The organism is Nocardia sp. 149-1B (genome assembly GCF_057747975.1).
The window spans coordinates 443,267-469,229 of the sequence record NZ_CM173233.1; the positions used below are offsets into that span (position 1 = coordinate 443,267).

The 25,963-nt window shown below is 69.9% G+C and carries 20 protein-coding genes; 8 read left to right on the forward strand and 12 right to left on the reverse strand.

The annotated features are described in order from the left end of the window. The first annotated feature begins 21 nt into the window (after positions 1-21). Positions 22-978 (forward strand): asparaginase, encoded by a 957-nt coding sequence (locus AC3ANS_RS02100; RefSeq protein ID WP_488294516.1) that lies wholly within the window; start codon positions 22-24, stop codon positions 976-978. An 85-nt stretch (positions 979-1,063) separates the two neighbouring features. Here the strand turns inward: AC3ANS_RS02100 and AC3ANS_RS02105 are convergent, their stop codons facing one another. Further along, entirely contained in the window at positions 1,064-5,644 is a 4,581-nt protein-coding gene (locus AC3ANS_RS02105; RefSeq protein ID WP_488294517.1) for a carboxypeptidase regulatory-like domain-containing protein, read from the reverse strand. A 257-nt stretch (positions 5,645-5,901) separates the two neighbouring features. On the opposite strand from AC3ANS_RS02105, the gene gmd (AC3ANS_RS02110) reads away from it, so the two are divergent. After that, complete coding sequence (gene gmd / locus AC3ANS_RS02110; protein WP_488294518.1) at positions 5,902-6,927, forward strand: GDP-mannose 4,6-dehydratase; 1,026 nt, start codon at positions 5,902-5,904, stop codon at positions 6,925-6,927. A gap of 1 nt (position 6,928) precedes the next feature. Here the strand turns inward: gmd (AC3ANS_RS02110) and manA are convergent, their stop codons facing one another. Beyond that, positions 6,929-8,167, reverse strand: coding sequence for a mannose-6-phosphate isomerase, class I (gene manA / locus AC3ANS_RS02115; RefSeq protein ID WP_488294519.1), 1,239 nt, complete (start codon positions 8,165-8,167; stop codon positions 6,929-6,931). 203 nt (positions 8,168-8,370) lie between these two features. Here manA and AC3ANS_RS02120 point away from each other — a divergent pair, with 203 nt between their 5' ends. Further along, entirely contained in the window at positions 8,371-8,754 is a 384-nt protein-coding gene (locus AC3ANS_RS02120) for a helix-turn-helix domain-containing protein (protein ID WP_488294520.1), read from the forward strand. A 52-nt stretch (positions 8,755-8,806) separates the two neighbouring features. Continuing rightward, positions 8,807-9,466: a hypothetical protein gene (locus tag AC3ANS_RS02125; RefSeq protein WP_488294521.1), complete on the forward strand. Its 660-nt coding sequence runs from the start codon at positions 8,807-8,809 to the stop codon at positions 9,464-9,466. A 133-nt stretch (positions 9,467-9,599) separates the two neighbouring features. On the opposite strand, the gene AC3ANS_RS02130 is transcribed toward AC3ANS_RS02125, so the two are convergent. Both AC3ANS_RS02130 and AC3ANS_RS02135 read right to left on the reverse strand, forming a co-directional pair. Then, positions 9,600-10,862: a lipopolysaccharide biosynthesis protein gene (locus AC3ANS_RS02130; RefSeq protein ID WP_488294522.1), complete on the reverse strand. Its 1,263-nt coding sequence runs from the start codon at positions 10,860-10,862 to the stop codon at positions 9,600-9,602. Between the two features lie 123 nt (positions 10,863-10,985). Continuing rightward, positions 10,986-11,750 carry an FkbM family methyltransferase gene (locus AC3ANS_RS02135; protein ID WP_488294523.1) on the reverse strand — a complete coding sequence of 255 codons (765 nt, stop codon included), beginning with the start codon at positions 11,748-11,750 and terminating at the stop codon, positions 10,986-10,988. Positions 11,751-11,925: 175 nt separating this feature from the next. Here AC3ANS_RS02135 and AC3ANS_RS02140 point away from each other — a divergent pair, with 175 nt between their 5' ends. After that, the gene (locus AC3ANS_RS02140) at positions 11,926-12,216 is read left to right on the forward strand and encodes a DUF2516 family protein (RefSeq protein WP_488294524.1); all 291 of its coding nucleotides are present in this window, start codon (positions 11,926-11,928) and stop codon (positions 12,214-12,216) included. Positions 12,217-12,343: 127 nt separating this feature from the next. Then, the gene (locus AC3ANS_RS02145; RefSeq protein WP_488294525.1) at positions 12,344-12,718 is read left to right on the forward strand and encodes a phosphomannose isomerase type II C-terminal cupin domain; all 375 of its coding nucleotides are present in this window, start codon (positions 12,344-12,346) and stop codon (positions 12,716-12,718) included. 547 nt (positions 12,719-13,265) lie between these two features. Here the strand turns inward: AC3ANS_RS02145 and AC3ANS_RS02150 are convergent. Next, entirely contained in the window at positions 13,266-14,711 is a 1,446-nt protein-coding gene (locus AC3ANS_RS02150; RefSeq protein WP_488294526.1) for a tyrosine-protein kinase domain-containing protein, read from the reverse strand. 286 nt (positions 14,712-14,997) lie between these two features. Between AC3ANS_RS02150 and AC3ANS_RS02155 the strand changes: the two genes are divergently transcribed. Next, entirely contained in the window at positions 14,998-16,839 is a 1,842-nt protein-coding gene (locus tag AC3ANS_RS02155; protein ID WP_488294527.1) for a polysaccharide biosynthesis protein, read from the forward strand. A 319-nt stretch (positions 16,840-17,158) separates the two neighbouring features. On the opposite strand, the gene AC3ANS_RS02160 is transcribed toward AC3ANS_RS02155, so the two are convergent. From AC3ANS_RS02160 to AC3ANS_RS02180, 5 genes are read right to left on the reverse strand one after another with little or no spacing between them, the layout of a single operon-like run. After that, on the reverse strand, positions 17,159-18,109 hold the full coding sequence (locus tag AC3ANS_RS02160; RefSeq protein WP_488294528.1) for a GDP-mannose 4,6-dehydratase: 951 nt from the start codon (positions 18,107-18,109) through the stop codon (positions 17,159-17,161). Further along, entirely contained in the window at positions 18,110-19,090 is a 981-nt protein-coding gene (gmd, locus tag AC3ANS_RS02165) for a GDP-mannose 4,6-dehydratase (protein ID WP_488294529.1), read from the reverse strand. 59 nt (positions 19,091-19,149) lie between these two features. After that, positions 19,150-20,211, reverse strand: a complete 1,062-nt coding sequence (locus AC3ANS_RS02170; RefSeq protein ID WP_488294530.1) for a glucose 1-dehydrogenase — start codon at positions 20,209-20,211, stop codon at positions 19,150-19,152. Next, positions 20,208-20,669, reverse strand: coding sequence for a hypothetical protein (locus AC3ANS_RS02175; protein WP_488294531.1), 462 nt, complete (start codon positions 20,667-20,669; stop codon positions 20,208-20,210). Before AC3ANS_RS02175 ends, AC3ANS_RS02170 begins: the two co-directional genes overlap by 4 nt. Position 20,670: 1 nt before the next feature. Continuing rightward, a complete protein-coding gene (locus AC3ANS_RS02180) occupies positions 20,671-22,989 on the reverse strand; it encodes a molybdopterin oxidoreductase family protein (RefSeq protein ID WP_488294532.1) in 2,319 nt (772 codons plus the stop codon). A 58-nt stretch (positions 22,990-23,047) separates the two neighbouring features. Between AC3ANS_RS02180 and AC3ANS_RS02185 the strand changes: the two genes are divergently transcribed. Next, positions 23,048-23,509: a MarR family winged helix-turn-helix transcriptional regulator gene (locus AC3ANS_RS02185; protein WP_488294533.1), complete on the forward strand. Its 462-nt coding sequence runs from the start codon at positions 23,048-23,050 to the stop codon at positions 23,507-23,509. Here AC3ANS_RS02185 and AC3ANS_RS02190 read toward each other — a convergent pair. Both AC3ANS_RS02190 and rfbB read right to left on the reverse strand, forming a co-directional pair. Next, a complete protein-coding gene (locus AC3ANS_RS02190; RefSeq protein ID WP_488294534.1) occupies positions 23,454-24,932 on the reverse strand; it encodes a sugar nucleotide-binding protein in 1,479 nt (492 codons plus the stop codon). The genes AC3ANS_RS02185 and AC3ANS_RS02190 overlap by 56 nt on opposite strands. 11 nt (positions 24,933-24,943) lie before the next feature. Further along, positions 24,944-25,942 carry a dTDP-glucose 4,6-dehydratase gene (gene rfbB / locus AC3ANS_RS02195; RefSeq protein WP_488294535.1) on the reverse strand — a complete coding sequence of 333 codons (999 nt, stop codon included), beginning with the start codon at positions 25,940-25,942 and terminating at the stop codon, positions 24,944-24,946. Between the last annotated feature and the right edge of the window lie 21 nt (positions 25,943-25,963).

Genomic DNA, 25,963 nt, shown 5'->3' on the forward strand with positions numbered 1-25,963 from the left:
CACTGAAGTTAATCTGCGGGCATGTCTTCACCTGTTGTCGCTGAGGTCGTTCGGTCCGGGTTCGTCGAGGGGCACCACTACGGCTCGCTGGTCGCGCTCGCCGCCGACGGAACGGTCGAATGGGGTGTCGGGGACGTCCATGCGCCGATGCTGCCGCGCTCGTGCAACAAGCCGATCCAGGCGCTCGGGATGGTTCGGGCGGGACTCGATCTGCCGCCGGATCTGCTGGCTCTGGCTTGTGCGTCGCACTCGGGGGAGCCGTTCCACCTCGAGGGGGTGCACCGGATCCTGGCCTCCGCCGGCCTGGACGAATCCGCGCTGCAGACACCACCCGACTATCCGCTCGACGACGAGGAGCGGGACGCCGTGCTCCGCGCCGGCGGCGGGCGGACCTCGCTGCAGATGAACTGCTCGGGCAAGCACGCCGCCATGCTCGCGACCTGCGTGCTCAACGGCTGGGACACCGGCACCTACCTCGAGGCCGACCACCCGCTCCAGGTCGGCATTCGCGCGACGTTCGAGGAGCTGACGGGTGAGGCGGCGTTCGTGGCGGTCGACGGGTGCGGCGCGCCGCTGCTGTCCACCTCGCTTGTCGGGCTGGCCACCGCGTTCCGACGGATCGCTCTCGGAGAACCCGATGAGCGGTCCGCCCTCGTCGCCGCGGCGATGCGTCAGCACCCTGAGATGGTCTCGGGCACCCGCCGCGACGAGCTGACGCTGCTCACCGCCATCCCTGGCGCGATCGGCAAGGCAGGCGCGGAGTCCTGCTACGTCGTGGCATTGCCCGACGGCCGGGCCTTCGCGCTCAAGACCGACGACGGGGCCGCCCGCGTGCGACCGGTACTGATGGCAGCCGCTCTTACGCGGTCGGGCGTCGACCATGATCCGGGTGTTGACGGAGCGGTCGTGCGCCGTACGGGCGATGCGCCGCTGCTCGGTGGTGGCCGCACGGTGGGCCACATTCTGGCCTGCTACTGAGTCTCTTCGTTTGGGCGACTGGATGCTGATCGCGCGCTTGGGGTGGTTGGCGCTGGGACCCGGTCGATCTCAGCGGCGAGGCGGCTCAGGTGAGGAACTTGGTCCAGGCGTAGCTGGTGTTGCTGCCGGCGGTGTTGGTGGCGGTGACGGCGACGCGGAGGCGTGCTCCGGAGTCGGCGTCTGTGGTGGTGTAGGTCGATGCGGTGGCGCCGGGGATGGGGTTGCATCCCAGGCCGCTGGCGTCGCATCGGGCCCACTGGTAGCTGAACGAGGTGGGTGAGCCGGTCCAGGTTCCGTCCGTGGTGGACAGAGTCGAGCCGATGGCCGCGCTGCCGGTGATCGTCGGGGTGGTGGTGGGTTCGGGGACGCCGATGATGACGCGGCTCCAGGCGTAGCTGGTGTTGCTGCCGGCGGTGTTGGTGGCGGTGACGGCGACGCGGAGGCGTGCTCCGGAGTCGGCGCCTGTGGTGGTGTAGGTCGATGCGGTGGCGCCGGGGATGGGGTTGCATCCCAGGCCGCTGGCGTCGCATCGGGCCCACTGGTAGCTGAACGAGGTGGGTGAGCCGGTCCAGGTTCCGTCCGTGGTGGACAGAGTCGAGCCGATGGCCGCGCTGCCGGTGATCGTCGGGGTGGTGGTGGGTTCGGGGACGCCGATGATGACGCGGCTCCAGGCGTAGCTGGTGTTGCTGCCGGCGGTGTTGGTGGCGGTGACGGCGACGCGGAGGCGTGCTCCGGAGTCGGCGCCTGTGGTGGTGTAGGTCGATGCGGTGGCGCCGGGGATGGGGTTGCATCCCAGGCCGCTGGCGTCGCATCGGGCCCACTGGTAGCTGAACGACGTGGGCGAGTCAGTCAGAGCGCCGTCAGTGGTGCTCAGAGTCGAGCCGATCGCCGCGGCGCCGTTGATAGCCGGCGGCGAGATCGACGTAGGGGCTCCCACGACGAATCTGGTCCAGGCGTAGCTGGTGTTGCTGCCGGCGGTGTTGGTGGCGGTGACGGCGACGCGGAGGCGTGCTCCGGAGTCGGCGCCTGTGGTGGTGTAGGTCGATGCGGTGGCGCCGGGGATGGGGTTGCATCCCAGGCCGCTGGCGTCGCATCGGGCCCACTGGTAGCTGAACGAGGTGGGTGAGCCGGTCCAGGTTCCGTCCGTGGTGGACAGAGTCGAGCCGATGGCCGCGCTGCCGGTGATCGTCGGGGTGGTGGTGGGTTCGGGGACGCCGATGATGACGCGGCTCCAGGCGTAGCTGGTGTTGCTGCCGGCGGTGTTGGTGGCGGTGACGGCGACGCGGAGGCGTGCTCCGGAGTCGGCGCCTGTGGTGGTGTAGGTCGATGCGGTGGCGCCGGGGATGGGGTTGCATCCCAGGCCGCTGGCGTCGCATCGGGCCCACTGGTAGCTGAACGAGGTGGGTGAGCCGGTCCAGGTTCCGTCCGTGGTGGACAGAGTCGAGCCGATGGCCGCGCTGCCGGTGATCGTCGGGGTGGTGGTGGGTTCGGGGACGCCGATGATGACGCGGCTCCAGGCGTAGCTGGTGTTGCTGCCGGCGGTGTTGGTGGCGGTGACGGCGACGCGGAGGCGTGCTCCGGAGTCGGCGCCTGTGGTGGTGTAGGTCGATGCGGTGGCGCCGGGGATGGGGTTGCATCCCAGGCCGCTGGCGTCGCATCGGGCCCACTGGTAGCTGAACGAGGTGGGTGAGCCGGTCCAGGTTCCGTCCGTGGTGGACATGATGGACCCGATTGTGGATCCCCCGGTGACCACCGGCACAGAGACGGGGACCGGCTTTCCTCCAATGAGATCGGTGCTTGCCGACGTGGCCGCAGCGCTGCCGATCGAGTTGGTAGCCGTCACCTCGACGCGCATCCGATGACCGGTGTCGTCGCCTGTCGTGACGTAGGTTTCACTGACGGCGCCGTTGATCGGGATGCAGTTGTCGCCAGTGGCGTCACACCTCTGCCATTGATAGGCGAACTCGCTTGGTGTGCGGCTCCAGTGGCCGCGGGTGGCTGTCAGCGTTCCGCCGACCGCCGTGCTTCCGGTGATCGCTGGCAGGTTGGAGTTCACGGGGGCCGCGTCCTGCATGACCACGTCGATGTTGGGAGTGTCCTGCCCGAGCGTCACCGGGACGAGATCGGCGGTGTCGAAGTCGAGCTTGTTGTCGTAGAACTCGTCGCCGTAGGTGGCCAAGCAGTCGGAGAAGAACACCTTGTAGTTGCCGGTGTCGAGAGCGCCGATCGTGTAGTTGCCGTTGGCGTCGGTGCCGCTGGTCCAAGCGAAGTCGCCACTTGCGGTGTAGGCCAGCGTGCAGATGTCGGCCAGGGGATCGCCGGCCTCGTTGGTGACGGTGCCCGAGATTGTGCCGAACCGCTTCATGACGGCGTCGATTCCCGGCGTGGTGACGCCCTCCACGACACTGACCGGCGCCGCGAGGCTCGGGTCGTCGACGCCGTCATACCACTGCGGCATGTAGATGTAGTCACAGTCTTCGTAGGAGACGTTGTAGCTGTCGGTCGCAAGGCCGACGAGCTCGAAGTTGCCGCTGGGGTCGGTGCTCGTGTCGGTGACGTAGGTCCCGTCGAGCTGCGTCGCGGTGACGCAGATGTTCGGGAGGGGATCGCCGCCCTGCTTGGTCACCGTCCCGGTGATCGAGCCACCAGAGTGCAGTTGGGCGCTGATGCCGGCCGTCGTCGTGCCGGCCGAGACGACGACCGGGTCAGCGCTCCCAGCGTCGGGCTTGTCGTTGTAGTACTGCGGCAGCACGTTCCGCAGCGGCACGTCCGGGTCGCACTGGCTGAAGTCGACCACGTAGGTGTTGGGAACCAGGCCGTCCAGGACGAAGCGGCCGGCGGCGTCGGTCTCGGTGTTGAAGAACTGATTCGAGGTCGCTCGCACACAGATGCCCTCGAGTGGGACGAGGTTGTCGTCGGTGACGACGCCGGTGATTCGGCCGTCGCCAGTGCCGGGGAGCACCTGATCCAGGTTCTGGACGCTCTGGTTCTGGTCGACGAAGACGAGGTCGGCGTTGGCTTGGTCGGTCTGGTTGTGCCACCAGCGGTCGTCGAACGTCAGACCGCCACCGCATTGGAGGAGGTGCAGCTTGTAGTTGCCTGGGCCCACCTCGGCCTGCCAGTCACCGTTGGCGTCGGTGTTGACGCGGCGTACGAAGCTGTCACCGTCGGTGAACACGTCGACGCAGACGTTGTCACGGGGGTTTCCGTTAGCGTCCGTGGCCTGCCCGCTGAGCGTTCCAGCGTGGTAGAGCCGCGCGTCCACCAGGCCGGTGGTGTGCCCGGCCGTGACCGTGATCGGGTCGGCGGTCGAGGAGGCGATGTGCTGGTCGAAGAACTGGGTCGTGTATCCGCCGCTCGGGGTGTTGCAATCACTGAAGCGCACGACGTACGCCGTCCCGGGCGGCACGTTCGGGATCGTGTAGAAGCCGGACGAGTCGGTGTTCACCGATGGCGACGTGAACGCGCCGGCGCTTGCTCGCACGCAGATGTTGGAGATGCCGTCGCCGGTCGTCCATGAGCGGACCGTGCCGCTGATCGCACCCGGCGCGCCGGCCAAGCCGGCGTCGATGCCGGTGACCGTGGCTCCCTCGGTCACGGTGACCAGTGTCGCGGCTCCCGGGGTGGTGGCGTCGTCGTAGTACTCGGTGGCGAAGGCGGCGTTCGCGGTGCTGCAGGTGCCGGACCCGTCGTCGCCGAACTGGATCCGGTAGTCACCTCCGTCGAGGCCGTCGATCGTGTAGCTGCCGTCGGCGGCGGTGCCGGTCTGCCGGACGAAGCCGTCGTCGGGTCCACCGACCATCGTCGCCCGCACGCAGACGTCCGCGAGAGTGACGCCGCTGGGGAGCGTGCCATCCGGTGAGATCGTGCCGGTGATGGTGCCGCCGGTGGCGAGAGCGGCGTTCACCGTGGTGGTCCCGCCCGCGGTGATCGTGGCGATGGAGGCGCCGGCGAACGTCTGCGCGTTGTTGTAGAACTCGCCGGCGACGTTCGCCGAGCCGCAGTTGCTGAACTTGACCCGGTAGTCGCCGACGGGGACCAGGAGGTAGTAGTAGCCGGAGGCGTCCGTCGTGGTGGGCGGCACCGCCTGAGCACCATTCGCGTCCAGCAACGTCATGCACGCGAGGTCGACCGGGGCGTTCCCCGGGCCGCGGACCGTCCCGTCGATCGTGCCGTACTCAGGCGCCTCGGAGAGCTTCATCTGGAACGAGCCGGTGAAGTCGCAGCAACCGTCCACCGCGATGTAGTACGTCGTGCCTCGGGTGACCGGTGTGTCGAGGAGGCTGTAGAGCGCGCCGCCGCCAGGGAGGTCGTCGTTGAAGGCGACGGTCGTGAGCGCTCCGATGTCCGAGCCGGAGCCGGTGTAGAGCGAGACTGTCGTGTCGAAGTCACTCCCTGCGAGGTCGAGGCGGAGCCGGTCGACTGCGTCTGGGCCGCTCGTGGGATCCGTCCACTCGTACCAGAGGGAGTGTCCGGTCGCGTACCCGACGTGGTCGGGCTCGTTCGCCTCGCGGGTCGCCTCGACTGTCGAGCCGGTCACCGTCGGCAGCCCGGTCAGCACCTGGCGATTGGCGAAGTTGTCGTTCGCCGGCGCGGCGGCGTGGGCGGGCGCCGCGACGAGAAGTGTCGCGGCGACTGCTCCGATGCCGCTGAGGGCGACGGCCACCCGTCGAACACGTGCCCTGAGCGTTGTGACCTGTGAGCTCACCGCAAACCTCTGTGGTTCGATTCCCGGACTCGCTCCCCATGGACGGCTGTGCAAGGCGCGGCACCGTCAGCGCGTCGACGCTAACGCGGCACCGCGGTCCGGCTGTGGTTTTAGACACATAGGGTGGCCTTGGACTAGACCGCCCGTATGAGGCCGGAATGGCTGCATCCGCACGCGCCGCGGCGGCCGAGCGGGGCGTGTGGAACGATTCGGGGGTGGCTGCGAAGACCGCGTTGATCACCGGCATCACCGGGCAGGACGGGTCGTACCTTGCTGAGCTCCTGCTGGACAAGGGCTACGTCGTGCACGGCCTGCGCCGCCGGTCCTCGACGTTCAACAGCGGCCGGATCGAGCACCTCTACCAGGATCCGCACGACCCCGACACACGGCTGTTCCTGCACTACGCGGACCTGTCCGACGGGGCCAACCTGATCCGGCTGCTGCTCCGGATCCAGCCCGACGAGGTCTACAACCTGGCCGGTCAGTCCCACGTCGGTGCCAGCTTCGAGGAGCCCGAGCATACGGCGATCACCACCGGAGTCGGCCCGATCACGTTGCTGGAGGCGATCCGGACCGCCGGCATCGAGTGCCGCTTCTACCAGGCGTCGAGCTCGGCGATGTACGGCGCAGGCACCGGCCCCCAGAACGAGGAGTCACCGTTCCGGCCGTTGTCGCCCTATGGCGCGGCGAAGCTGCATGCCTACTGGTCGACGGTGACCTATCGCGAGGGCTACGGCATGTTCGCGGTCAGCGGGATCCTCTTCAACCACGAGTCGCCCCGCCGCGGCGAGACGTTCGTGACCCGGAAGGTCACCCGCGCGGTCGCCCGGATCCAGGCGGGCCTCGAGGACTTCCTCTATCTCGGCAACCTCGATCCGACCCGTGACTGGGGCTACGCACCCGAGTACGTCGAGGGCATGTGGCGGATGCTGCAGGCCGACGAGCCGGACGACTACGTGCTCGCCACCGGCACGACGTACAGCGTCCGCGACTTCGTGATCGCGGCCTTCGAGCACGCCGGCCTGGACTGGGAGAAGCACGTGCGCCGTGACGAGCGCTACGTCCGCCCGACCGAGACCGCGGCGCTCGTCGGCGACGCGAGCAAGGCGGCGGACCGGCTGGGATGGCGGGCTCGGACCGCGACCGACGAGCTGGTCCGGCTGATGGTCGACGCCGACATCGAGGCTGTCGCCAACGAGGGCCGGCACTGGATCGACACCCCGCGGCCCCTGGTCGACTGACCTACGCCGGCACCACGCCGATCGCCACGCGCCCGGAGCCCTCGACGCGCAGCGGCCCGGCGTCGTGAGGCACGAAGACCGCCGACCCGCGATCGAGCTGCTCGCGTGCGCCTCCGGCCTCGACCGTCACCGCCCCCTCGAGGACGAGCACGATCCGCGGCCCGTCCATCGCGGCGCTGGTGAGCGGGGCGTCGCCGACGATGAGCGCGAACTCGTCGACCGGCGGATCGAAACAGAGACCACCCTCGCTCAGCTCGGTCGGCGACCAGAGCGGCGGCGGGGTCGGGGTGAAGCTGGCGATGTGCAGGAGCTCCTCCACATCGACGTGCTTCGGGGTCAGGCCGGCGCGCACGACGTTGTCGGACGACGCCATGATCTCGATGCCGAACCCCGACGTGTAGGCGTGCACGACGCCGGCGCCCAGGAACATCGCCTCGCCGGGGGCGAGCACGACGTGGTTGAGCAGCAGCGTGACCAGCACACCCGGATCCTCGGGGTAGCGTTCCGCGAGCGCGATCGTCTGGGCAAAGACCCGGATCGCCTCGCGTTCGACCGCGGCCCGGTCGATGCTCAACCGGGTGGTCGGCCGCCGGATCTGGTGGCTGCGCTCCTCGGCCGCCTGTGCGGCGGGGCCAATGCCGGCCAGGGCCGTGGCGAGCGCTGCCGGATCCATCGCGAGGAGGTCGGTGACCACGCCGCGAAGCGCCTGGAAGGCCGGCGCCGTGGTGAGCCGGCGCGCGGTCTCCTCGGCCCACGGCGTGCCGAGCAGGCGCAGGATAGTGGCGGTCTTGTCGACGTCGCGGAAGCCGGCCATCCCCTCGAACCGGGTGACAGCGAGGATCAGCTCGGGCTTGTGGAACGGGTCGCCGTAGTTGCGGTGGGGAGCTCCGGCCGGGATGCCTGCGGCCTCCTCCTTGGCGTACCCGATCCGGGCCCGTTCGCTGGTCGGGTGGACCTGCAGCGACAAGGGCTCGGCGGCGGCGAGCGCCTTCATCAAGAACGGGAGCCGTGGACCGAAGCGCGTGTGCGCGAGTGGCCCGAGCGTGGACCCCGGGTCGCCGGCCACCAGGTCGCCCAGCGTCCGGCCGCCTGGCAGCATTGAGGGCTGACCCGGGTGGGCGCCGAGCCAGAGTTCGGCGTGCGGGTTGCCGTCCGGCTGCACGCCGAGAAAGCGGGGGATCAGGCTGGTCGATCCCCAGGCGTAGTCGCGCGTCGCGCAGGCGAGGCGGTAGATCGTCATGGGTCCGTTCGTCCTGGGAGAGGCGGTCGCACGCTCAGGTATTCCGCATCATAGGGCGCCTTGCCACAGATCTTCCCCAAGGACAGCGCTTGCTGGGGGAAGCACGCCGTTCTGAGACGATTGACCATTGAATCAAGGGCTTTGTGGACTAGGTCACCGTGTGGCACCTTGAAAGTGCTAGCAAGAGCAAGCACTATGGAGGCATGGCACGCAGCAAGGTGGGCCGCACCGTCGAGGGCCTCGGTGAGTACCTCAAGGAGCAGCGCGTCGCAGCCGAGCTCTCGGTGCGACAGCTGGCCGCGCAGGCAGGGGTGTCCAACCCCTACCTGAGCCAGATCGAGCGTGGCTTGCGGCGGCCGTCCGCCGAGGTCCTCCAGCAGATCGCCAAGGCGCTGCGGATCTCCGCCGAGCAGCTGTACATCCGGGCCGGGATCGTCGATCCGCACGCCGGCGCCGCCGGGTCCGTCGAGCTGGCGATCCTTGCCGACGGCCTGCTGACCGAACGACAGAAGCAGACCCTGCTGGACGTCTATGCGTCGTTTCTCGCCCTCAACGGTGCGAACGACGGCGACGCTCCGGCCAACTGAACTCGAGGTCCGGCGCCGCGCCGGGCCGACCCCTCAACTAAAGGAGCAGGACATGGCCAAGGCCAAGTTCGACATCAAGACCGAGGCGACCCGCCCGATCTACGCCGGCGTCGGTGTCACCGACCTCGCCGTGGAGCGTGTGCGCGAGTACGTCACCGACATGCAGAAGCGGTTCACCGAGGTCCAGAAGGACCTCCAGACCCGCGTGAACGACCTCGACTTCGAGCCGAAGGCCCTCCGCAAGCAGACCGTGACCTTCGTCAACGCCCGCGTCGAGGCGCTCACCAAGGACGCCAAGGCCCGCCGTACGGCGATCGAGGCCCGGGTGGAGGAGCTCCAGGCGGACGCCAAGGAGATCCCGACGCGGTTCCAGCATCTGTTCGACGAGAACCTCGAGTCCGTCAACGAGGCGTACACCGACCTCGCGAAGCGCGGCGAGACCCTGGTCGAGCGGATCCGCCGCCAGCAGTCCACCAAGAAGACCGTGACCTCGGCCAAGACCACCTCGGTGAAGGCGAAGACCACCAAGACCCAGGCGACCAAGGCCACCAAGACCACGGCCAAGAAGACCGCCAAGAAGGCGTCCACGACCGCGCGGAAGACCTCCGCTGCCCCCAGGAGCAGCGCGAAGGCCACCACCACCGCAGCCAAGACGACCGCGTCGAACGCGACCCAGGCCGTCACCGACGCCGCCAAGAAGGTCGGCGACTGAACATCTGACGACGGGCAGCTGACGCTGTTCTGATCGCCTGGACCGCGAGGCCCCCGGGAGGCATGAGCCCTCGGGGGCCTCGTCCTACCCCGCAGTCCTTCCAGCCGCTCGACTCTCCGTCCGAGTCAGCTCTTCAGCGCACTGGACCGGCTGTGGACGCGGCGGCCAGCGCCGGCCTGACTCGGCGCAGATAGAGCAGGGCATAGCAGAGACCGATCAGTGCCTGGGATGCCACGACGGCCCAGGCTGCCCCGATCAGGCCGAAGCGGCCGATGAAGATCCACGCGCAAAGTGCAACTACCACTAGGCCGACGGCCGTAATCGGGGCTTGCACTGAGAACAGTCGCATCGCGTTGACAGAAGTACCGACGAAGAGGGCTACGTACTGCATAGTCGCGGCGAGCATTAGCACAACCAGAACTCGCCATTCGCTCGCGTACTCTCGTCCGAAGAGTAGGGACAGCAGGGGGCGGCCCACCAACGCAGCGCCCAGGATCCCGAGGACGCCAAGCACGACTCCCGCCGCCACCAGTCTCTTGAATATGTACCTGAAAGCTTCCGCGTTCCCTTGCGCAAACAACGTCGCGAGCCTCGGGAGCGCCCCCTCGGCCATTGCTCCCGCGACCAAGCCGGTCGCCACCAGCGTGTACGAGAGAGCGGCGAACACGCCTAGGTCCTTAGCCCCAGCCTCGTGTTGGAGAATGTAGCGAGGGACGTTCGTACTGAGCGATCCCAGAGCAGCCGAAATGCCCAGCGGGAGCGCCATCCAGGCGAGGCGTCGCATCGCGAACGGGTTGAATGCGAGTCGGGCCGATAGGCCGATGCGTCTGACCGCTGCCATGTTGGTGAAGACAGGCACTGCTGTGTAGCCGGCAAGTGCGGCCGCGGCCGCGGCCGATCTCCCCGTTGCCCACATGACCACCGCGAAGACGATGAAGCCGGCGCACCCGCGCGCGACTTGGGATCGCCCAATCAATGCCATGCGTTCGTGACGCTGCAGGGCGCCATACAGAACGTCGACCTGGGCCTCGACGAGTTTGAAGGCACCCACCGCCGCGACAGCGACCTGTGTCTCGGTCGATAGGGCAGATGCCGCAGCAATGGCGATGCACACAATAAAGGCGGCTATCGACGTGACGAGCCGAAGTCCGAAGTAGTCCTCGGGCCGACCCTGCCCTTCCGCGTCGGTGATCTGGACTTGGCGCAACTTGAGGCCCGAGAGTACAAACACGGGTGCCGCAATCGCGAGGGCAAGCGCGTATCGGCCGACCTCGACTACGTCCGAGAACTGAGCGACTGCGACGAGCATTCCGAACTGGCTCGCTGTGTAGACAAGGTTTCCTGCCAGCAGTTCTGACATCCCACGTCGGAGAGATCGAACGCCGTGCTCGCTCACTCGAGCGGCGCCGAGGCAGCGCGGCGGGGCGGCGGCCTGTCGCGGGCCGCGTTACCTGCGGACCCCGTCCCGCCCGGCCAACTCCGGTCGGTGTCCTCGAACTCGATGAACATGGGCCTGATGCTACGCCGACGCATGATCCGCGTACCGGTAGTCACGTGCCCAGTTCGGGATGTCTCCTGAGGGGCGACGAACCGAGAATCCGAGACGTCTCAGGTCGCGGTCGACGTCGGTGCCGGTCCGGTAGAAGTCACCTTGACCCAAATCGGCGCGGAAGTCGTGGCAACTGACGATCGCATGGCGAATCCGCTGGGCATCCTCTGGCGTCATAGATCTCAGAAGGGCTCGCTCTGCCCCCTCGATATTGACCTTGAGCATGTCGATCGTGCCAACGTTCTCGTGTTCCATCAGTTCGGCTAGCGTGAGAGCAGGGATCCGGATCTCGCCCTGACCGACCGTGTTGGAGACGGCCGCGCCGTCGGTGATCGTGGTGGTTCCCGATACCTCGCCGATCGCTGCGTGTACAACGGTGACGTTGCGCAGGCCATTCCGAAGCACCATTTCGCGCAGTCCTGCACAGGTCTTTGGATGCGCTTCGACCGCGATCACCCGACCAGAGTCGCCAACCAGCCGCGAGAGGAAGAGCGTCTCGGTGCCGTACTCGGCGCCGAGTTCTACGACGCAATCGCCCGCTTGGGGCTCATAGCCCTTGAAAAAGTACTCACGCATCTTGGCCTCGAGTAACCCGATCGGCGCACCTCGAAGCTCGGGGGTGATGACAATCCCGCCGCGATAGCGGTTCACCCAACCGGTGTCGCCGCGACTGACCCAAGCGGGGTCGCGGTACTTCGCCGCAAGCCAAATCATTCGTAGGACCCGTCGGAGCACCGCAACACGGTACGACGAGAAGGGGGGTGTCGGCCGCGGTTCGCGTGAACAACACCCCTTGGTTGACCGTCGCGTTCCCGTCACGGCCCTGCCTTCGCGAGCCTCCTCACCTCGGGCTTTCTGCGCAGGTGGCGCTTGTCCTGTCGCAGACCTAGTCCTCGCGTAGGCTGGCGGCGTGCTGCACGTGCTCGAGGCCGAGGCCAACCTCATGTTGCTGGTTGAGCTCGCGCTCCTGGTGGTGAAGATCTTCGCGTTCGTCAACAGCCTGATGTACTCGGCTGCGGCGTACGACGCGGCCAACAAGCTCACCAAGCCGGCATGGACGATCATCCTGGGCCTTGGAGTGGCTGTGCAGCTGGTCCTCGGCGGCACGCTCGGGCTGATCAGCCTGGCGTTCACGGTGGCGGCGCTCGTGTACCTCGCGGATGTCCGCCCGGCACTTTCTTCCTTGACCCGGCGGCGCTAATCCCCACTTGAGGGGTTCAACCTCCAGATTGGCGCAAGTTCGGGCCTTCGGGGGCCCCGGGGGTCTCCGGCGCCCTAGCGTTGTCTCACCGATCGACGACTGGGGGGTAGTCATGGGGATGTCGGACATGCGTCCGTGGGGATCCTGGGAGATTCTCGACGAGGGCGAGGGCTACAAGGTCAAGCGGCTCATCGTGAAGCCGCGCCAGCGGCTGTCGTACCAGACCCACGCCTACCGCTCCGAGCACTGGGTGGTTGTCAGCGGGACCGCGACGTACGTCCTCGATGGCATCAAGCGTTCGGCTGGTCCGGGCGAGACCGTCGACGTGCCGCTGGGCGCTGCCCACCGGCTCATCAACGAGCACCCCACGCCGCTGGTCGTCATCGAGGTGCAGCGTGGGCGCTACACCGGCGAGGACGACATCGTGCGGCTCCAGGACGACTACGGCCGTGCCGGTGTTGTCCTCGAGACCGTGGGACGGCTGGTCGACTCTCGGCTCTGAGCAGTCTCGACAGCCGGGTTGCCGACGTGCGGGGCGAGCGTGAGATCGCACCTCGTGCCAGGCAGGAGGTAGCGGGTCGACCCGAGTGTCTTCGGCTTCGACCAACTGTCCCGCTGCTCTGCATCACCGGTGGGTAGCCGCACTCCCCATTTGTAGGGACGTTCGGTGGCCCGCGGCATCGCAGGGGCCCTCATGTCTGACACTCCCATCGGAGGTGGTGACCGTGACGGCGCCAGCGCACGATCCCGAGGTCGCCGGGTGGATGGGTCTCGACACGGACATCGAGGGCATCTTGCTTGTCAGCGACGCGGCCCTCGCCGCACCAGCCCGCACAAGGGAGCCGAGGGGCGCAACGCACCCACGGCTCATTTGGCACGGAATGCGCGCTCGCGCGATGCAGCCGCGCTCCTCGCCCACGCCTCGATAGGGCAGCGAAGTCGGTCGCTGGACCGGGAGGTTGCGCTGCGCTCCTCCTCAACCACCGTGTCGAACCGCCTTGTGGTTTCGAGGCTCGCTTCGCTCGCACCTCAACCACCGTGTAGCTGCGTCAGGGCTTGTTGGCGCGGCGGCCGCGGCGCTTGTTGGCGCCGCGGATGCCGGAGGGGTCGTTCATCGGGGCGGGACGGCTGGCGTAGCCGTAGTAGCCGTACCCGTAGCCATAGCCGTATCCGTAGCCGCGGCCCTTCTTGATCGAGGGCGCGAGGTTGACCACGACGCCGACGGCCTTGCCGCCGACGGCCTCGATGCGCTCGATCGCGTGGCTGAGCTGGTCGCGGGTGGTCTTGCCGTGGCGAAGGACCACCAAGGCACCGTCGGCCTGAGCCGCCAGCAGGGCCGCGTCGGTGACCGGCAGCAGCGGCGGGGCGTCCAGGATCACGATGTCGAAGTCGTCGCGCAGCTCACCGATCAGCTTCTCCATGGCGTTGGACTGCAGCAGCTCGGACGGGTTCGGCGGGATCGGGCCGCTCGAGAGGACCCACAGGCCGGTGTCGGCGTACTGCTGCATCGCGTCACGCAGGTGCACCTTGCCGATCAGCACGCTGGTCGTGCCGACGCTGTCGTCGAGGCCCAGCCGCGCGGCGATCAGTGGCCGGCGCAGGTCGCACTCGACCAGCACGACCCGCTGCTTGGCCATCGCCAGCGTGATTGCCAGGTTGGTGGCCGTCGTCGTCTTGCCCTCACCCGGAAGGGAGCTGGTGACCACGAAGACCTTCTGGTCGTGGTCGACCTCGACGTACTGCATGTTGGTGCGCAGCACCCGGAACGCCTCTGACCACGGGGTCGCGTCGCTGAGCACCTCGCCCGGGGGCCGGCGCACGGCCGCGCTGTCGGCGTTGATGCGGCCCAAGACGGGAGCCGAGGTCACCTCGGCGATGTCCTCGGCCGACGACAGCGAGGTGTCCAGCAGCTCGCGGAGCACCGCGGCTCCCACGCCCAGCAGCAGGCCCAGCACCAGCGCAAGGCCCATGTTGCGAACCGGCTGCGGGCTGACCGGCGAGCTGGACACCCGGGCGTTGTCGACGATCGAGGCGTGCACGAGCGCGTCGGTCTTGCCGTCCGGCGTCTCGAGCGAGGCCACCTCGTCGCTCAGCGCGTTGGCGTAGGCCTGGGCGATGTCGCGGGCGACCACGGGGTCGGGGTCGGTGGCCGTGATCTCGAGGATCACGGTGTCGGGGTTGACGGAGGTCGAGACCTCCGCCTGCAGCACCGCGGGGTCCATGCCGGTGCCGAGATCGTTGGCCACCTGCTCGGCCAGCTTGTGCTTGCCGACGAGCTCTGCGTACGACGCTACCCGCTGGGTCGCGAACAGGTTGCCCTGGTAGGCGTCCGCGGTGTCCCCGGGGTTGGTGGAGACGAAGATGCTCGACGTCGAGGAGTACAGCGGGGTGGCCTGCCAGGTCAGCAGCGCGGCGGCACCGAGCGACAGGGACACGATCAGGACGACGACCCGCCACCGGTGACGGATCGCCGACCAGTAGTCCTTGAGCTCCACTCTCGTCCACTCTCGTTCGCGCGTCAGCCCCATGCCGGACGCCGTGCCCGCAACACTAACGGTCGTCGGCCGGTTGCCGCGCCGATACCCGGCACGGTGGCGGAGTGACCCGGATCGAGAGATTCGTCCCCCCGGCACCGCGATTGGGGCTAGCGTGGGCGACGACCTCGCCGGGGAGGGCGAGGTCCGGGCTAGGCCATCGGGACAAGTCGGGACCGATCCTGGCGCGGGCCTCCCAACTGTTCGCCGGTGCGGACCGCTGCCGACAGTTCCGGGGGAGATCGACGTGAGCGACGTGGTCGCACAGCTGAGACGCCGACGCGCGCCGTTGGCCATCGGGTTCGACGTGTGCGCGTGGCTGCTGAGCTACGCCGCGTTCGCCTGGCTGCGCCTCGACAGCGACGCCTCGAGCGTCCCGTGGACCGAGGTGATGGTCGTCGGCGCGGTCACGGCCCTCCTCTACGTCCTGCTGGCGACGCCGTTCCGGCTCCACCAGGGCCGGGCGCGGACGGCCAGCCTCGAGGAGATGGTGCTGCTCGGCCTGCTGATGGGCGGGGTCGGGGGCGGCGTCTTCCTGGTCAACCTGATCACCCAGTGGGTGCCGCGCAGCATCCCGGCGGGTGCGACGCTGGCCACCTTGGTGCTGGCTGCGTGGGCGCGAGCCACGTGGCGCACGCTCCAGGAGCGCGACGAGCGCACCGGAGTCGGCGACGACACCCAGCGCACCCTGGTCATCGGCGCGGGTGAGGCCGGGCGCGAGCTGATCGCCTCGATGCAGCGCGATCCGCTGCACCAGTACCTGCCCGTCGGGCTGCTCGACGACGACCCCTACAAGCGGCATCGACGGCTGCGTGGCGTGCCCGTGCTCGGGCCCGCCGCCGACCTGGAGAAGCAGGTCACGCGCACCGGCGCGACCATGGTCGTGATCGCGATCCCCAGTGCCAGCGCCGAGGCCGTCAACCGGCTGCGACTCGCCGCGCTCGACGCCCAGGTGGCCGTCAAGGTGCTCCCCTCGACCACTCAGCTGCTCACCGACAACGTCGGCATCCGCGACCTGCGCGACATCAACATCACCGACGTGCTGGGCCGCAACCAGCTCGACACCGACATCGGCGCGATCGCCGACTACCTCACCGGCCGGAAGGTGCTCGTCACCGGCGCCGGTGGGTCGATCGGGTCCGAGCTGTGCCGGCAGATCCACCGCTTCAACCCCGCCGAGCTGATGATGCTCGACCGCGACGAGTCCGCGCTGCACGGCGTACAGCTCTCCATCCACGGCCGGGCGCTGCTCGACTCCGACGACGTGATCCTCTGCGACATCCGTGACGAGGCGGCCGTCCGCGCGGTGTTCCTCAAGCGGCGGCCCGACGTCGTGTTCCACGCCGCCGCGCTCAAGCACCTGCCGATGCTCGAGCAGTACCCCGCCGAGGCCGTGAAGACCAACGTGATCGGCACCCGCACCGTGCTCGAGGCCGCCGACCTGGTCGGCGTCGACAAGTTCGTGAACATCTCCACCGACAAGGCCGCCAACCCCTCCAGTGTGCTGGGCTACAGCAAGCGCGTCGCCGAGTGCATCACCGCCGCGCAGGCCCAGCACGCCGACGGCACCTACCTCTCGGTGCGCTTCGGCAACGTGCTCGGCAGCCGCGGGTCGGTGCTCTCCTCCTTCGCCCGGCAGATCGCCAACGGCGGGCCGATCACCGTGACCGACCCGGAGGTCAGCCGGTTCTTCATGACGATCGAGGAGGCCTGCCAGCTGGTGATCCAGGCTGCCGCGATCGGCGGCCCGGGCGAGGCGCTCGTGCTCGACATGGGTGAGCCGGTGCGGATCGTCGACATGGCCAAGCAGCTCATCGAGCAGTCCGGCACGCCGGTGCGCATCGAGTTCACCGGGCTGCGCGAGGGCGAGAAGCTCCACGAGGAGCTCTTCGGCGACGGCGAGCCGCGCGACGTACGTCCCCGGCACCCGCTGGTCTCGCACGTGCCCGTGCCGCCGATCGCCGCCGCCGACGTGCACGACCTGACCCGGCACGGCGACCCCGATGACGTCCGCAAGGCGCTGCACGAGGCGTGTGCGGTGTATCTGCCGGACACTTCCTCCCACGACACGGAGTCGCGGCTCAGCTGAGCGTCGTTCGTTGGGGTGGTTTCGAGGCTCCTCGCTAGCGCTCGTCGCACCTCAACCACCGGGCGTTCACGGTGGTTTCGAGACGGTTGCCAGAGCAACCTCCTCAACCACCGGGGCGCTGTTGGTGGTTTCGAGGCTCCTCGCTTGCGCTCGTCGCACCTCAACCACCGGGCGCTGTTGGTGGTTTCGAGGCTCCTCGCTTGCGCTCGTCGCACCTCAACCACCGGGCGCTGTTGGTGGTTTCGAGGCTCCTCGCTAGCGCTCGTCGCACCTCAACCACCGGGCCTTGACGGTGGCTTGGGGACCGTTGCGTTCCTCCTCAACCACCGCTCGCGAGGTCGGCGTCGACCATCCGGCCGACGATCTCGTCGAACTCGACGGTGGGTGACCAGCCGAGCTCGGTGCGGGCCAGGGTGGCGTCGCCGACGAGCTCGGTGGGGTCGGCGGGGCGGACGAACTCCGGGTCCACCGTGACCAGCGGCTCCCAGTCGGTGATGCCGGCGCGGGCGAACGCGGCGGCCACGAAGTCGCGCACCGAGCGGGAGACCCCTGTGGCCACGACGTAGTCGCGCGCGACGTCGGCGCGTACGGCGCGGACCATCGCGTCGACGTAGTCGGGCGCCCAGCCCCAGTCGCGGCGGGCGTCGAGGTTGCCCAGCGCCAGCCGGTCGGCCCGGCCGTGGGCGATCGCGGCGACGGTGGAGGTGATCTTGCGGGTCACGAACTCGGGTGGCCGGCGCGGGGACTCGTGGTTGTAGAGGATCGCGCTCACCGCATGCAGCTCGCGGCGGCGATAGACGTCGACCATCAGGTGGGCGTAGGCCTTGGCCGCGCCGTACGGGTTCACCGGGCGCACTGGCGTCGACTCGTCCTGCGGGGAGTGGTCGGGCTGGCCGAAGATCTCCGCGCTCGAGGCCTGCACGAACCGCACCGGCCGGCCGGCCTCGTCCTGCACCTGCAGCGCCGACTCCAGCAGCCCGGCGGCCGCCAGGCCGTTGACCCGGGCGGTCAGGTCCGGCTCGTCCCAGGACCGCGCCACCGAGCTCATCGCCGCCAGGTTGTAGACCTCGTCGGGCGCCAGGTCGAGCATCAGCGTCCGGACCCGGTCGACCGCGGTCAGGTCGCCGCGGTGCAGCTCGACGCCGGGCAGGTCCGGCAACGGCTCCAGCTCGTGGGCCAGCGCGTGCACCTCGGTGCCCTCGCCCAGCAGCTGCTCGGCGAGATAGCGGCCGTCCTGGCCGCTGATCCCGGTGACGAACGCGCGGGTCATCTACCAACCCTGCTGGGTGGCGGCGAGGTCGGCGTCGACCATCAGCGCGACCAGCTCGTGGAACGACACCTTCGGCTTCCAGCCCAGCACCTCACGGGCCTTGCTGGCGTCGCCGATCAGGTGGTCGACCTCCGCGGGCCGCATGAACCGCGGGTCCTGACGCACGTACGGCGTCCAGTCCTCGACCCCGACGTGCCCGAACGCCGCGTCCAGGAAGTCGCGGATCGAGTGCGCCTCACCGGTCGCGATCACGTAGTCGTCGGCCACCGGCTGCTGCAGCATCAGCCACATCGCCTCGACGTAGTCCCCGGCGAAGCCCCAGTCGCGCTCGGCGTCCAGGTTGCCCAGCACCAGCTCCTCCTGCAGCCCCAGCTTGATCCGGGCGACCGCCTCGCTGATCTTGCGGGTCACGAACTCCGGTCCCCGGCGCGGCGACTCGTGGTTGAACAGGATCCCCGAGGAGGCGTGCATGCCGTAGGACTCGCGGTAGTTGATCGTCATGTAGTGCCCGAACACCTTGCTCACGCCGTACGGCGAGCGCGGCCACAGCAGGGTGCGCTCGTGCTGCGGGACCTCCTGCACCTTGCCGAACATCTCCGAGCTGGACGCCTGGTAGAACCGGATGCCCGCCGGCTGGTCGCCGGTGTGCAGCCGCACCGCCTCGAGCATGTTCAGCACGCCCTTGGCGGTCACGTCGGTGGTCAGCTGGGCGTTCTCCCACGAGTAGGCCACGAACGACACCGCCCCGAGGTTGTAGACCTCGTCGGGCTGGGAGTCACGCAGTGCCCGGATCAGGCTCGACATGTCGGTCAGGTCGCCGTTGTGCAGCTGCACGTCGGGCAGCAGCCGCTCCACCAGGTCGCGCTTGGGGTTGTTCTGCCCGCGGATCACGCCGTGGACGTCGTACCCCTTGGTGAGCAGGAACTCCGCCAGGTAGAGGCCGTCCTGACCGGTGATCCCGGTGATGAGCGCGGTGGGCATGCCCGGATTGTGCCAGTGCGGGTCAGTCGGCGCGGTCAGCCCAGCAATCAGCCCAGCAATCAGCCCAGCGTGATGACGACCTTCACATCCTCGTCAGCGGCCTCGAACGCCTCGGTGGCCCGCTCCAGCGGCACCCGGCGGGTGATCAGCCGCTCCAGCCAGTCCAGGTCGGCGGCGGCCAGCGCGTCGGCGGCCGCGCGGTAGTGGCGCAGGTTGGCGTTGACCGACCCCACCACCGCGTCGTTCTCCAGCACGATCTCGCGGTTGAGGCCGCCGGCGTCCACCGAGAGGCTGCGGCCGGTCGAGGACACGCCGGTCAGGCAGACGATCCCGTAGGGCCGGGTCGCCTCCATCGCGTCGAAGACCAGCGACCCGACCCCGGTGGCCTCCAGCACCACGTCGGGCCGGGCGGACTTCGCGACCTCCGCGACGCTCGTGTGGTGGTACGTCGCCCCCAGGTCGCGGATCAGCCCTGGCTTGGGGCCGTCGGTGACCCGGTCGAGCACGTGCACGTCCAGCCCGCGCTGCACCCCGATCATCGCCGCGAGCAGCCCGATCGGCCCGGCGCCGGTGACCAGCACCCGCTGGGGCTCGAACCACGCCCGCTCGCCGACCCGCTGCACCTGCTCCCAGGCCTTGGCGACCACGCTGGTCGGCTCCATCAGCACCCCGGCCAGCCCCAGGTGGCCGGCGACCTGCACGGCGTACCGCTCCGGCACCGTCCACCGCTCGCTGCCGTAACCGTCGAGCTCCTTGATGCCGCGCTCGGTGTAGCGGCCGTTGCGGCACATGTCCCACTCGTCGTGGGCGCACGCCCCGCACGGCACCGGGTCGGGGCGACGGACCACGCCGGCCACCAGGTCGCCGGCGGCGAAGTCGCTGCCGGCCGGTGCCCGGAGCACCCGGCCCAGCGACTCGTGCCCGAGCACCAGCCGGTCGCGGTCGGGCGGCGCCCAGCCGTAGTCGCCGAGCACGATCTCCTTGTCGGTGCCGCACACCCCGATCGCCATGCCCTCGACGAGCAGCTCGTCCTCGGCCGGCTCGGGCTCGGGAACCGTCTCGACGGCCAGCGACCCGCGCTTGAGGGGCCGCACGGTCAGTGCCCGCATGTCGCCGCTCACGGCGCCACGATCAGGGCCTGGGGGGCGGCCACCTTGAGCCGGGTGTCGAGCCAGGAGATCTGCCGCGCCGTCTCCGCGCTGCAGGAGTGAGCGACGTCGAGCAGCTCACGGTCGCGCAACCCCTGCGCGCCCTGGGCGATCACCATCCACGTGGTCTGCACCATGCTGGCCAGCACGTGCAGGTCCTGCAGGTCGCGCAGCAGCCCGACCTCGCCCTCGCGGGCCTGGGCGAGCCCGGCGGCGTGCAGCCGCTCGGGCTCCTCGAGGTCCTGCTCGCCGTAGCGCTCCACCACCGGCGCCAGCGCCTCGCGGTGGGCGTCGCTCCAGCCGGCCAGCGTGTGGCACAGGTGGAACACGTCCGCCACGTGGGCGTGACCCTCGGCGACCGCCCGGAACGAGTCGGCCAGGGTCTGCTCGCTGTGGTCGGCCAGGCCGACGTACGTCGCCAGGTGCGGCATCTCAGCTCTCCTCTCGGGTGCCGAGCCGGGTGACCCGGCACGCGGCGGTCTTGAACGTCGGCTGCTTGGAGACCGGGTCCCACACGGTCATCGTCAGCTCGTTGGCGGGATGGTCGCCGTAGTGGAACGGCACGAACACCGCACCCTCGGTCACCTCGGTGACGCGCACCGGCACCTCGATCGCGCCGCGCGGCGACTCCAGCCGCACCATCTCGCCGTCCGCCACACCGAGCCGGGCGGAGTCGGCCGCCGCGAGCTCCACCCACGCATGCGGCGCCATCGCGTCCAGCGGCCGGGAGCGGCCGGTCTTGGTGCGGGTGTGGAACTGCGAGACCGTGCGACCGGTGGTGAGCCGGAACGGGTACTCCTCGCTGGGCTCCTCGTGCGGGGGTGAGTACGCCGCCCCCTTGAGGAACGCCCGGCCCGCAGGGGCCTGGGCGCGGTGCTCCTGCTCCGTGACCGACCCGCCGGTCACCAGGTCGTGGCCGTAGGTCTCGCAGCGGTCGGTGTCGGTGGGGAACACCCCGTCGGCGTACAGCCGCTCGGTGCCCAGCGGCCACTGGACCCCCGTCGGCCCGCGGAGCAGGTCATAGGTGATGCCGGTGTAGTCGCAGGGCCGGCCCTTGCTGGCCTCGACCCACGCCTCGAAGGCCTCCTCGGGGGTGCGCCACTTGACCAGCGGACCACCGTCCTGGTCGGTGAAACCCATGGCGTCGGCGTACATCACGAAGATGTCGAGGTCGCTGCGCGCCTCGCCCGGCGGATCGACCGCCTTCTCGGAGAGGTGGACGGTGCGGTCGACGTTGGTGAAGCAGCCGGTCTTCTCGCCCCAGCCGGCCGCCGGCAGCACCACGTCGGCGAGCCGCGCGGTCTCGGTGAGGAACAGGTCCTGCACGACCACGAAGCACTGGTCGCCGGCCAAGATCCGCTTGATCCGCTCCGACTCGGGCATCGACACCGCCGGGTTGGTCGCGGAGATCCACAGCAGCCCGATCGTGCCGGCCTCGGCGTAGGAGAAGATCTGCATCGCGTGCGTGGGCGGCGCCCAGTGCGGGATCGTCATCGGGTCCACGCGCCACAGGTCGGCGAGCTCCTGCACGTGGGTGGCGTTGTCCCAGTTGCGGAACCCGGTCAGGTCGCCGTCCGCCCCGGTCTCGCGGTTGTTCTGCGCGGTCGGCTGGCCGTTCATCTGCAGGATCCCCGCACCAGGGCGGCCGAGCATGCCGCGCAGGAGGTGCAGGTTGTCGACCGCGACGGCCGACGCCGTGGCCTGGTGGGACTGGTAGAACCCCTGCAGCACTGTCGAGAGCACCGCCTCGGACTCCCCGAAGATCCGCGCCGCCCGGCGTACGTCGTCGGGGTCGACGCCGCAGATGCGTGCCGCCTCGTCGGGGGTGTACGGCGCCACCGCGGCGCGCAGGTCGTCCAGCCCGAGGGTGTGCGCCTCCACCCACGCGTGGTCGATCCACTCGTCGTGCTCGAGCAGCTCTCGGGTCAGCGCGTTCATCAGCGCGAGGTTGGTGCCCACGCGCGGTGCGAGATGGACCCCGCCGGTGCGCTCGGCCTCGGCGGCCACGGCCGTGCGGCGGGGGTCGACGCAGACCACTCGAGGTGGGTCGTCGCCGCGGGTGCGATCGAGGATCCGCGCCCACAGCACGGTCTGGGTCTCGGCCATGTTGTGGCCGTAGAGGAACAATGCGTCGCAGTGCTCGATGTCGTCGTACGAGCCCGGCTGGCCGTCGGCGCCGAACGACTCCTTGAGCGCGGCCGCCGCGGTCGCGGTGCACAGCCGGGTGTTGCCGTCCATGTGTGGGGTGCCGAGGCCGGCTTTCCCGATCACCGCCTGGGTGTAGTACTCCTCGAGGAACAGCTGGCCGCTGGTGTAGAACCCGTGGCTGAGCGGCCCCTGCTCCTCGAGCAGCTGTTGGGAGCGGGCCACGATGCGGCCCATCGCGGTCTCCCAGTCGGTCTCGACCAGCTCGCCGTTCTCACGGACCAGCGGCCGGGTCAGCCGGTCGGGGGAGTGCGACCACGGCGTGCTGCCGTAGAGGCCCTTGGGCCCCAGCCGGCCGTGGTTGACCCGATCGGTGGCACGCCCGCGGACCCCGACCATGCGACCGTCCTTGACCGCGATGTCGCAGCCGCAGCCGTTGCTGCACAGCAGGCAGGCCGAGGACACCCAGGCGTCGACCTGGTCCTCGCTGAGGCCGTCCTCGAGATGGAGGTCGACCCGGGTGGGCCAGGGCGTTCCGCGCCCGTGGGGCGTGCGCTCGCCCCAGACGTCGTGCGTGCGGTCGGTCTCGCTCGTGGGAGAGGTCACGAATGACCAGTGCCCCGACATCCGCCGATTCATGCGCTAGCGCATATATCGTGCGGGGATGGATCCCGCCGACGAGCTCGCCGCCGCGTTCGTGACCGCCAGCCGGGCGCTGGTCGGCCTGGCCGTGCACTCCGTCGGCGTGGCGCCGACCGAGGTGACGGTCCCGCAGTTCCGGGTGCTGGTCCTCGTGGCGACCGCGGGGGAGCGGACCGTCGGCGACATCGCCGAGCACCTCGGCGTCAACCAGTCCAACGCCAGCCGGCACTGCGACCGCCTCGAGCGTCTCGGGCTGCTCGCGCGGCGCCGGTCGACCTCCGACGGCCGGGTGGTGCGGGTGCGGCTCACCGAGGAGGGCCGGACCCTGGTCGACGAGGTCACCCGGGCGCGTCGCGCCGACGTACGACGCGTCCTCGCCCGGATGTCACCCGAGGAGTCGGCCGGGGCGCTCGCGGCGCTGCGCGCCTTCAGCCGGGCGGCCGGTGAGCTCGACGACCAGCGGTGGGCGGCCCGGGCGTGGTGAGGGTCGCCGGCCCGCGGGCCATCCAGCGCTCGGTGCGCAGGTAGCGGCGCAGCTCGATCAGGGCGTCGGCGGGGGAGTACCCGCTGGCGCGCAGCTTGTCGAGGCTCAGCACGCTGCTGGGCGGCCGGGGCGCCGTACCCCCGGCTCGTGCCGCGTAGGCCGCGGTGCTGATCGGCCGGATGTCGATCGGGTCGCGCCCGCAGTGCCGGAACACCTCCCAGGCGACCTCCGCCCACGACATCGCCGGGCCCGCGTTGGTCACGTTGTAGGTGCCGTACGCCGCGCGCGAGGCGAGCAGGTGCCGGGTGGCGCGGGCCAGCTCGTGGGCGAAGGTCAGCCGCCCGACCTGGTCGTCGACCACCTCCGGGCTGGCCCCCTGGGACGCAAGGCGCTGCATGGTGCGGACGAAGTTCGGCCCCTCGCCCACCAGCCACGACGTGCGCAGCAGGTAGTGCGCCGGCGCCCCCGAGACCGCCAGGTCGCCGGCGGCCTTCGCCTGCCCGTAGACCCCCAGTGGCGAGGGGGTCTCGGCCTCGTCGTGCACCCCGACGGTCCCGTCGAAGACGTAGTCGGTGGAGTAGTGCACCAGCGTGAACCGGTGCTCCGCCGCCAGCCTCGCGAGCACGGCCGGGGCGTGGGCGTTCACCGCCCAGCAGGTGCGCCGGCCCCGCGGCGTCTCCGCTCCGTCGACCGAGGTGTAGGCGGCCGCGTTGACGACCGTGTCGTAGTCCTCCCAGGGCCACGCCGCCACGGCGCCCGCATCGGTGAGGTCCAACCGCTCGACGTCGACCAGGTCCACGAGGTCCGCCGGATCGCCGCCGAGCTCCGCGGCGAGAGCGCGACCCAGCTGTCCTCGCGCACCGGTGATCAGCACCCGCCGACGCGGCAGGGGCGTCACGTGCGCCAGGCGCGGGTTGGCCCGGTCGCGGGCGGAGATCTCGGCCTCGGCCAGCGGGACCGGCCACGGGATCGCGAGCGCCGGGTCGCCCAGGTCGACCGCCGGATAGGTCACGCCCGCCCGCCAGTGGTCGTTGACCAGGTAGGTGTAGACCGTGGCGTCCTCGAGCGCCTGGTAGGCGTTGCCGACCCCGCGCGGCACGAACACCGCGGTCCCGGGAGGGAGCTCGAGGTGCACGGTGACGCCGTACGTCGGGCCCGCGCGGAGGTCGACCCACGCGCCGAACGCCGCGCCCGCCGCGACCGTGACCAGCTTGTCCCAGGGCTCCGCGTGGATGCCCCGGGTGACCCCGCGGCGGGCGTTGAAGGCGACGTTGGCCTGCACCGGCCCGAAGTCGGGCACCCCGAGAGCGACCATCCGCTCACGCTGCCAGCTCTCCTCGAACCAGCCGCGCCCGTCGACGTGCACCGGCAGCCGCAGGACCAGCAGTCCCGGGATCGGCGTCCGGTCAGCCCACGGCCCCATGACGGCGACCTTCACTGGCCCGTCGTGGCGTAGACGGCCTCGACCACGCGCTTTCCGGGACGCCACCAGTCCTCGTGGGCTCGGTACCACTCCACGGTCGCGGCCAGGCCGGCCTCGAAGTCCACGAACGCCGGGGCCCAGCCGAGCTCGGTGCGCAGCTTGGTCGAGTCGATCGCGTAGCGCACGTCGTGCCCGGCCCGGTCGGCGACGTGGTCGAGGTCGTCCTCGGGCCGGCCGAACAGCCGCAGCAGCATCCGCACCACCTCGAGGTTGGTGTGCTCCCCGTCGGCACCGATCAGGTAGGTCTCGCCGATCCGGCCACGCTCGAGGATGCGGAGCACGGCCGAGGCGTGGTCGTCGGTGTGGATCCAGTCGCGCACGTTGAGGCCCGCGCCGTACACCTTGGGGCGTCCGCCGTCGATCAGGTTCGTGATCTGCCGGGGGATGAACTTCTCCACGTGCTGCCACGGGCCGTAGTTGTTCGAGCAGCTCGAGATCGTCGCCCGCACCCCGAAGCTGCGCACCCACGCCCGCACCAGCAGGTCCGAGCCGGCCTTGGTGGCGGAGTAGGGGCTCGAGGGGTCGTACGCCGAGGCCTCGGTGAACCGCTGCGGGTCGTCGATCGCGAGGTCGCCGTACACCTCGTCGGTCGAGACGTGGTGCAGGCGCGCGTCCGAGCGGCGGACCGCCTCGAGGACCGTGAAGGTGCCGAGCAGGTTGGTCCGCACGAACGGCGAGGGGTCGCGCAGGGAGTTGTCGTTGTGCGACTCGGCGGCGAAGTGCACCACCGTGTCGTGGCCGGCGACCAGTGGACGCACGATCGTCTCGTTGGTGACGTCTCCGACGACCAGCCGGACCCGCCCGGTCGGGTAGCCCAGCAGCGCGACCGGGCTGGCCGCATAGGTGAGCTTGTCCAGCACGGTCACCTCGGCGTCGGTGGTCATCACCACGTGGCGCACGAAGTTGGCGCCGACGAAGCCGGCGCCCCCGGTCACGAGGATGCGTCGCACGTCGGTGACGCTAGGCGGGCC

What these genes read in the sequence shown, in the direction of transcription:
- AC3ANS_RS02145 (WP_488294525.1), top strand. Translation starts at nt 12,344, where the DNA reads ATGCGTCCGTGGGGATCCTGGGAGATTCTCGACGAGGGCGAGGGCTAC.
- AC3ANS_RS02120 (WP_488294520.1), top strand. Translation starts at nt 8,371, where the DNA reads ATGGCACGCAGCAAGGTGGGCCGCACCGTCGAGGGCCTCGGTGAGTAC.
- AC3ANS_RS02185 (WP_488294533.1), top strand. Translation starts at nt 23,048, where the DNA reads ATGGATCCCGCCGACGAGCTCGCCGCCGCGTTCGTGACCGCCAGCCGG.
- AC3ANS_RS02190 (WP_488294534.1), bottom strand. Translation starts at nt 24,932, where the DNA reads ATGGGGCCGTGGGCTGACCGGACGCCGATCCCGGGACTGCTGGTCCTG.
- AC3ANS_RS02100 (WP_488294516.1), top strand. Translation starts at nt 22, where the DNA reads ATGTCTTCACCTGTTGTCGCTGAGGTCGTTCGGTCCGGGTTCGTCGAG.
- AC3ANS_RS02160 (WP_488294528.1), bottom strand. Translation starts at nt 18,109, where the DNA reads ATGACCCGCGCGTTCGTCACCGGGATCAGCGGCCAGGACGGCCGCTAT.
- gmd (WP_488294529.1), bottom strand. Translation starts at nt 19,090, where the DNA reads ATGCCCACCGCGCTCATCACCGGGATCACCGGTCAGGACGGCCTCTAC.
- AC3ANS_RS02125 (WP_488294521.1), top strand. Translation starts at nt 8,807, where the DNA reads ATGGCCAAGGCCAAGTTCGACATCAAGACCGAGGCGACCCGCCCGATC.
- manA (WP_488294519.1), bottom strand. Translation starts at nt 8,167, where the DNA reads ATGACGATCTACCGCCTCGCCTGCGCGACGCGCGACTACGCCTGGGGA.
- AC3ANS_RS02175 (WP_488294531.1), bottom strand. Translation starts at nt 20,669, where the DNA reads ATGCCGCACCTGGCGACGTACGTCGGCCTGGCCGACCACAGCGAGCAG.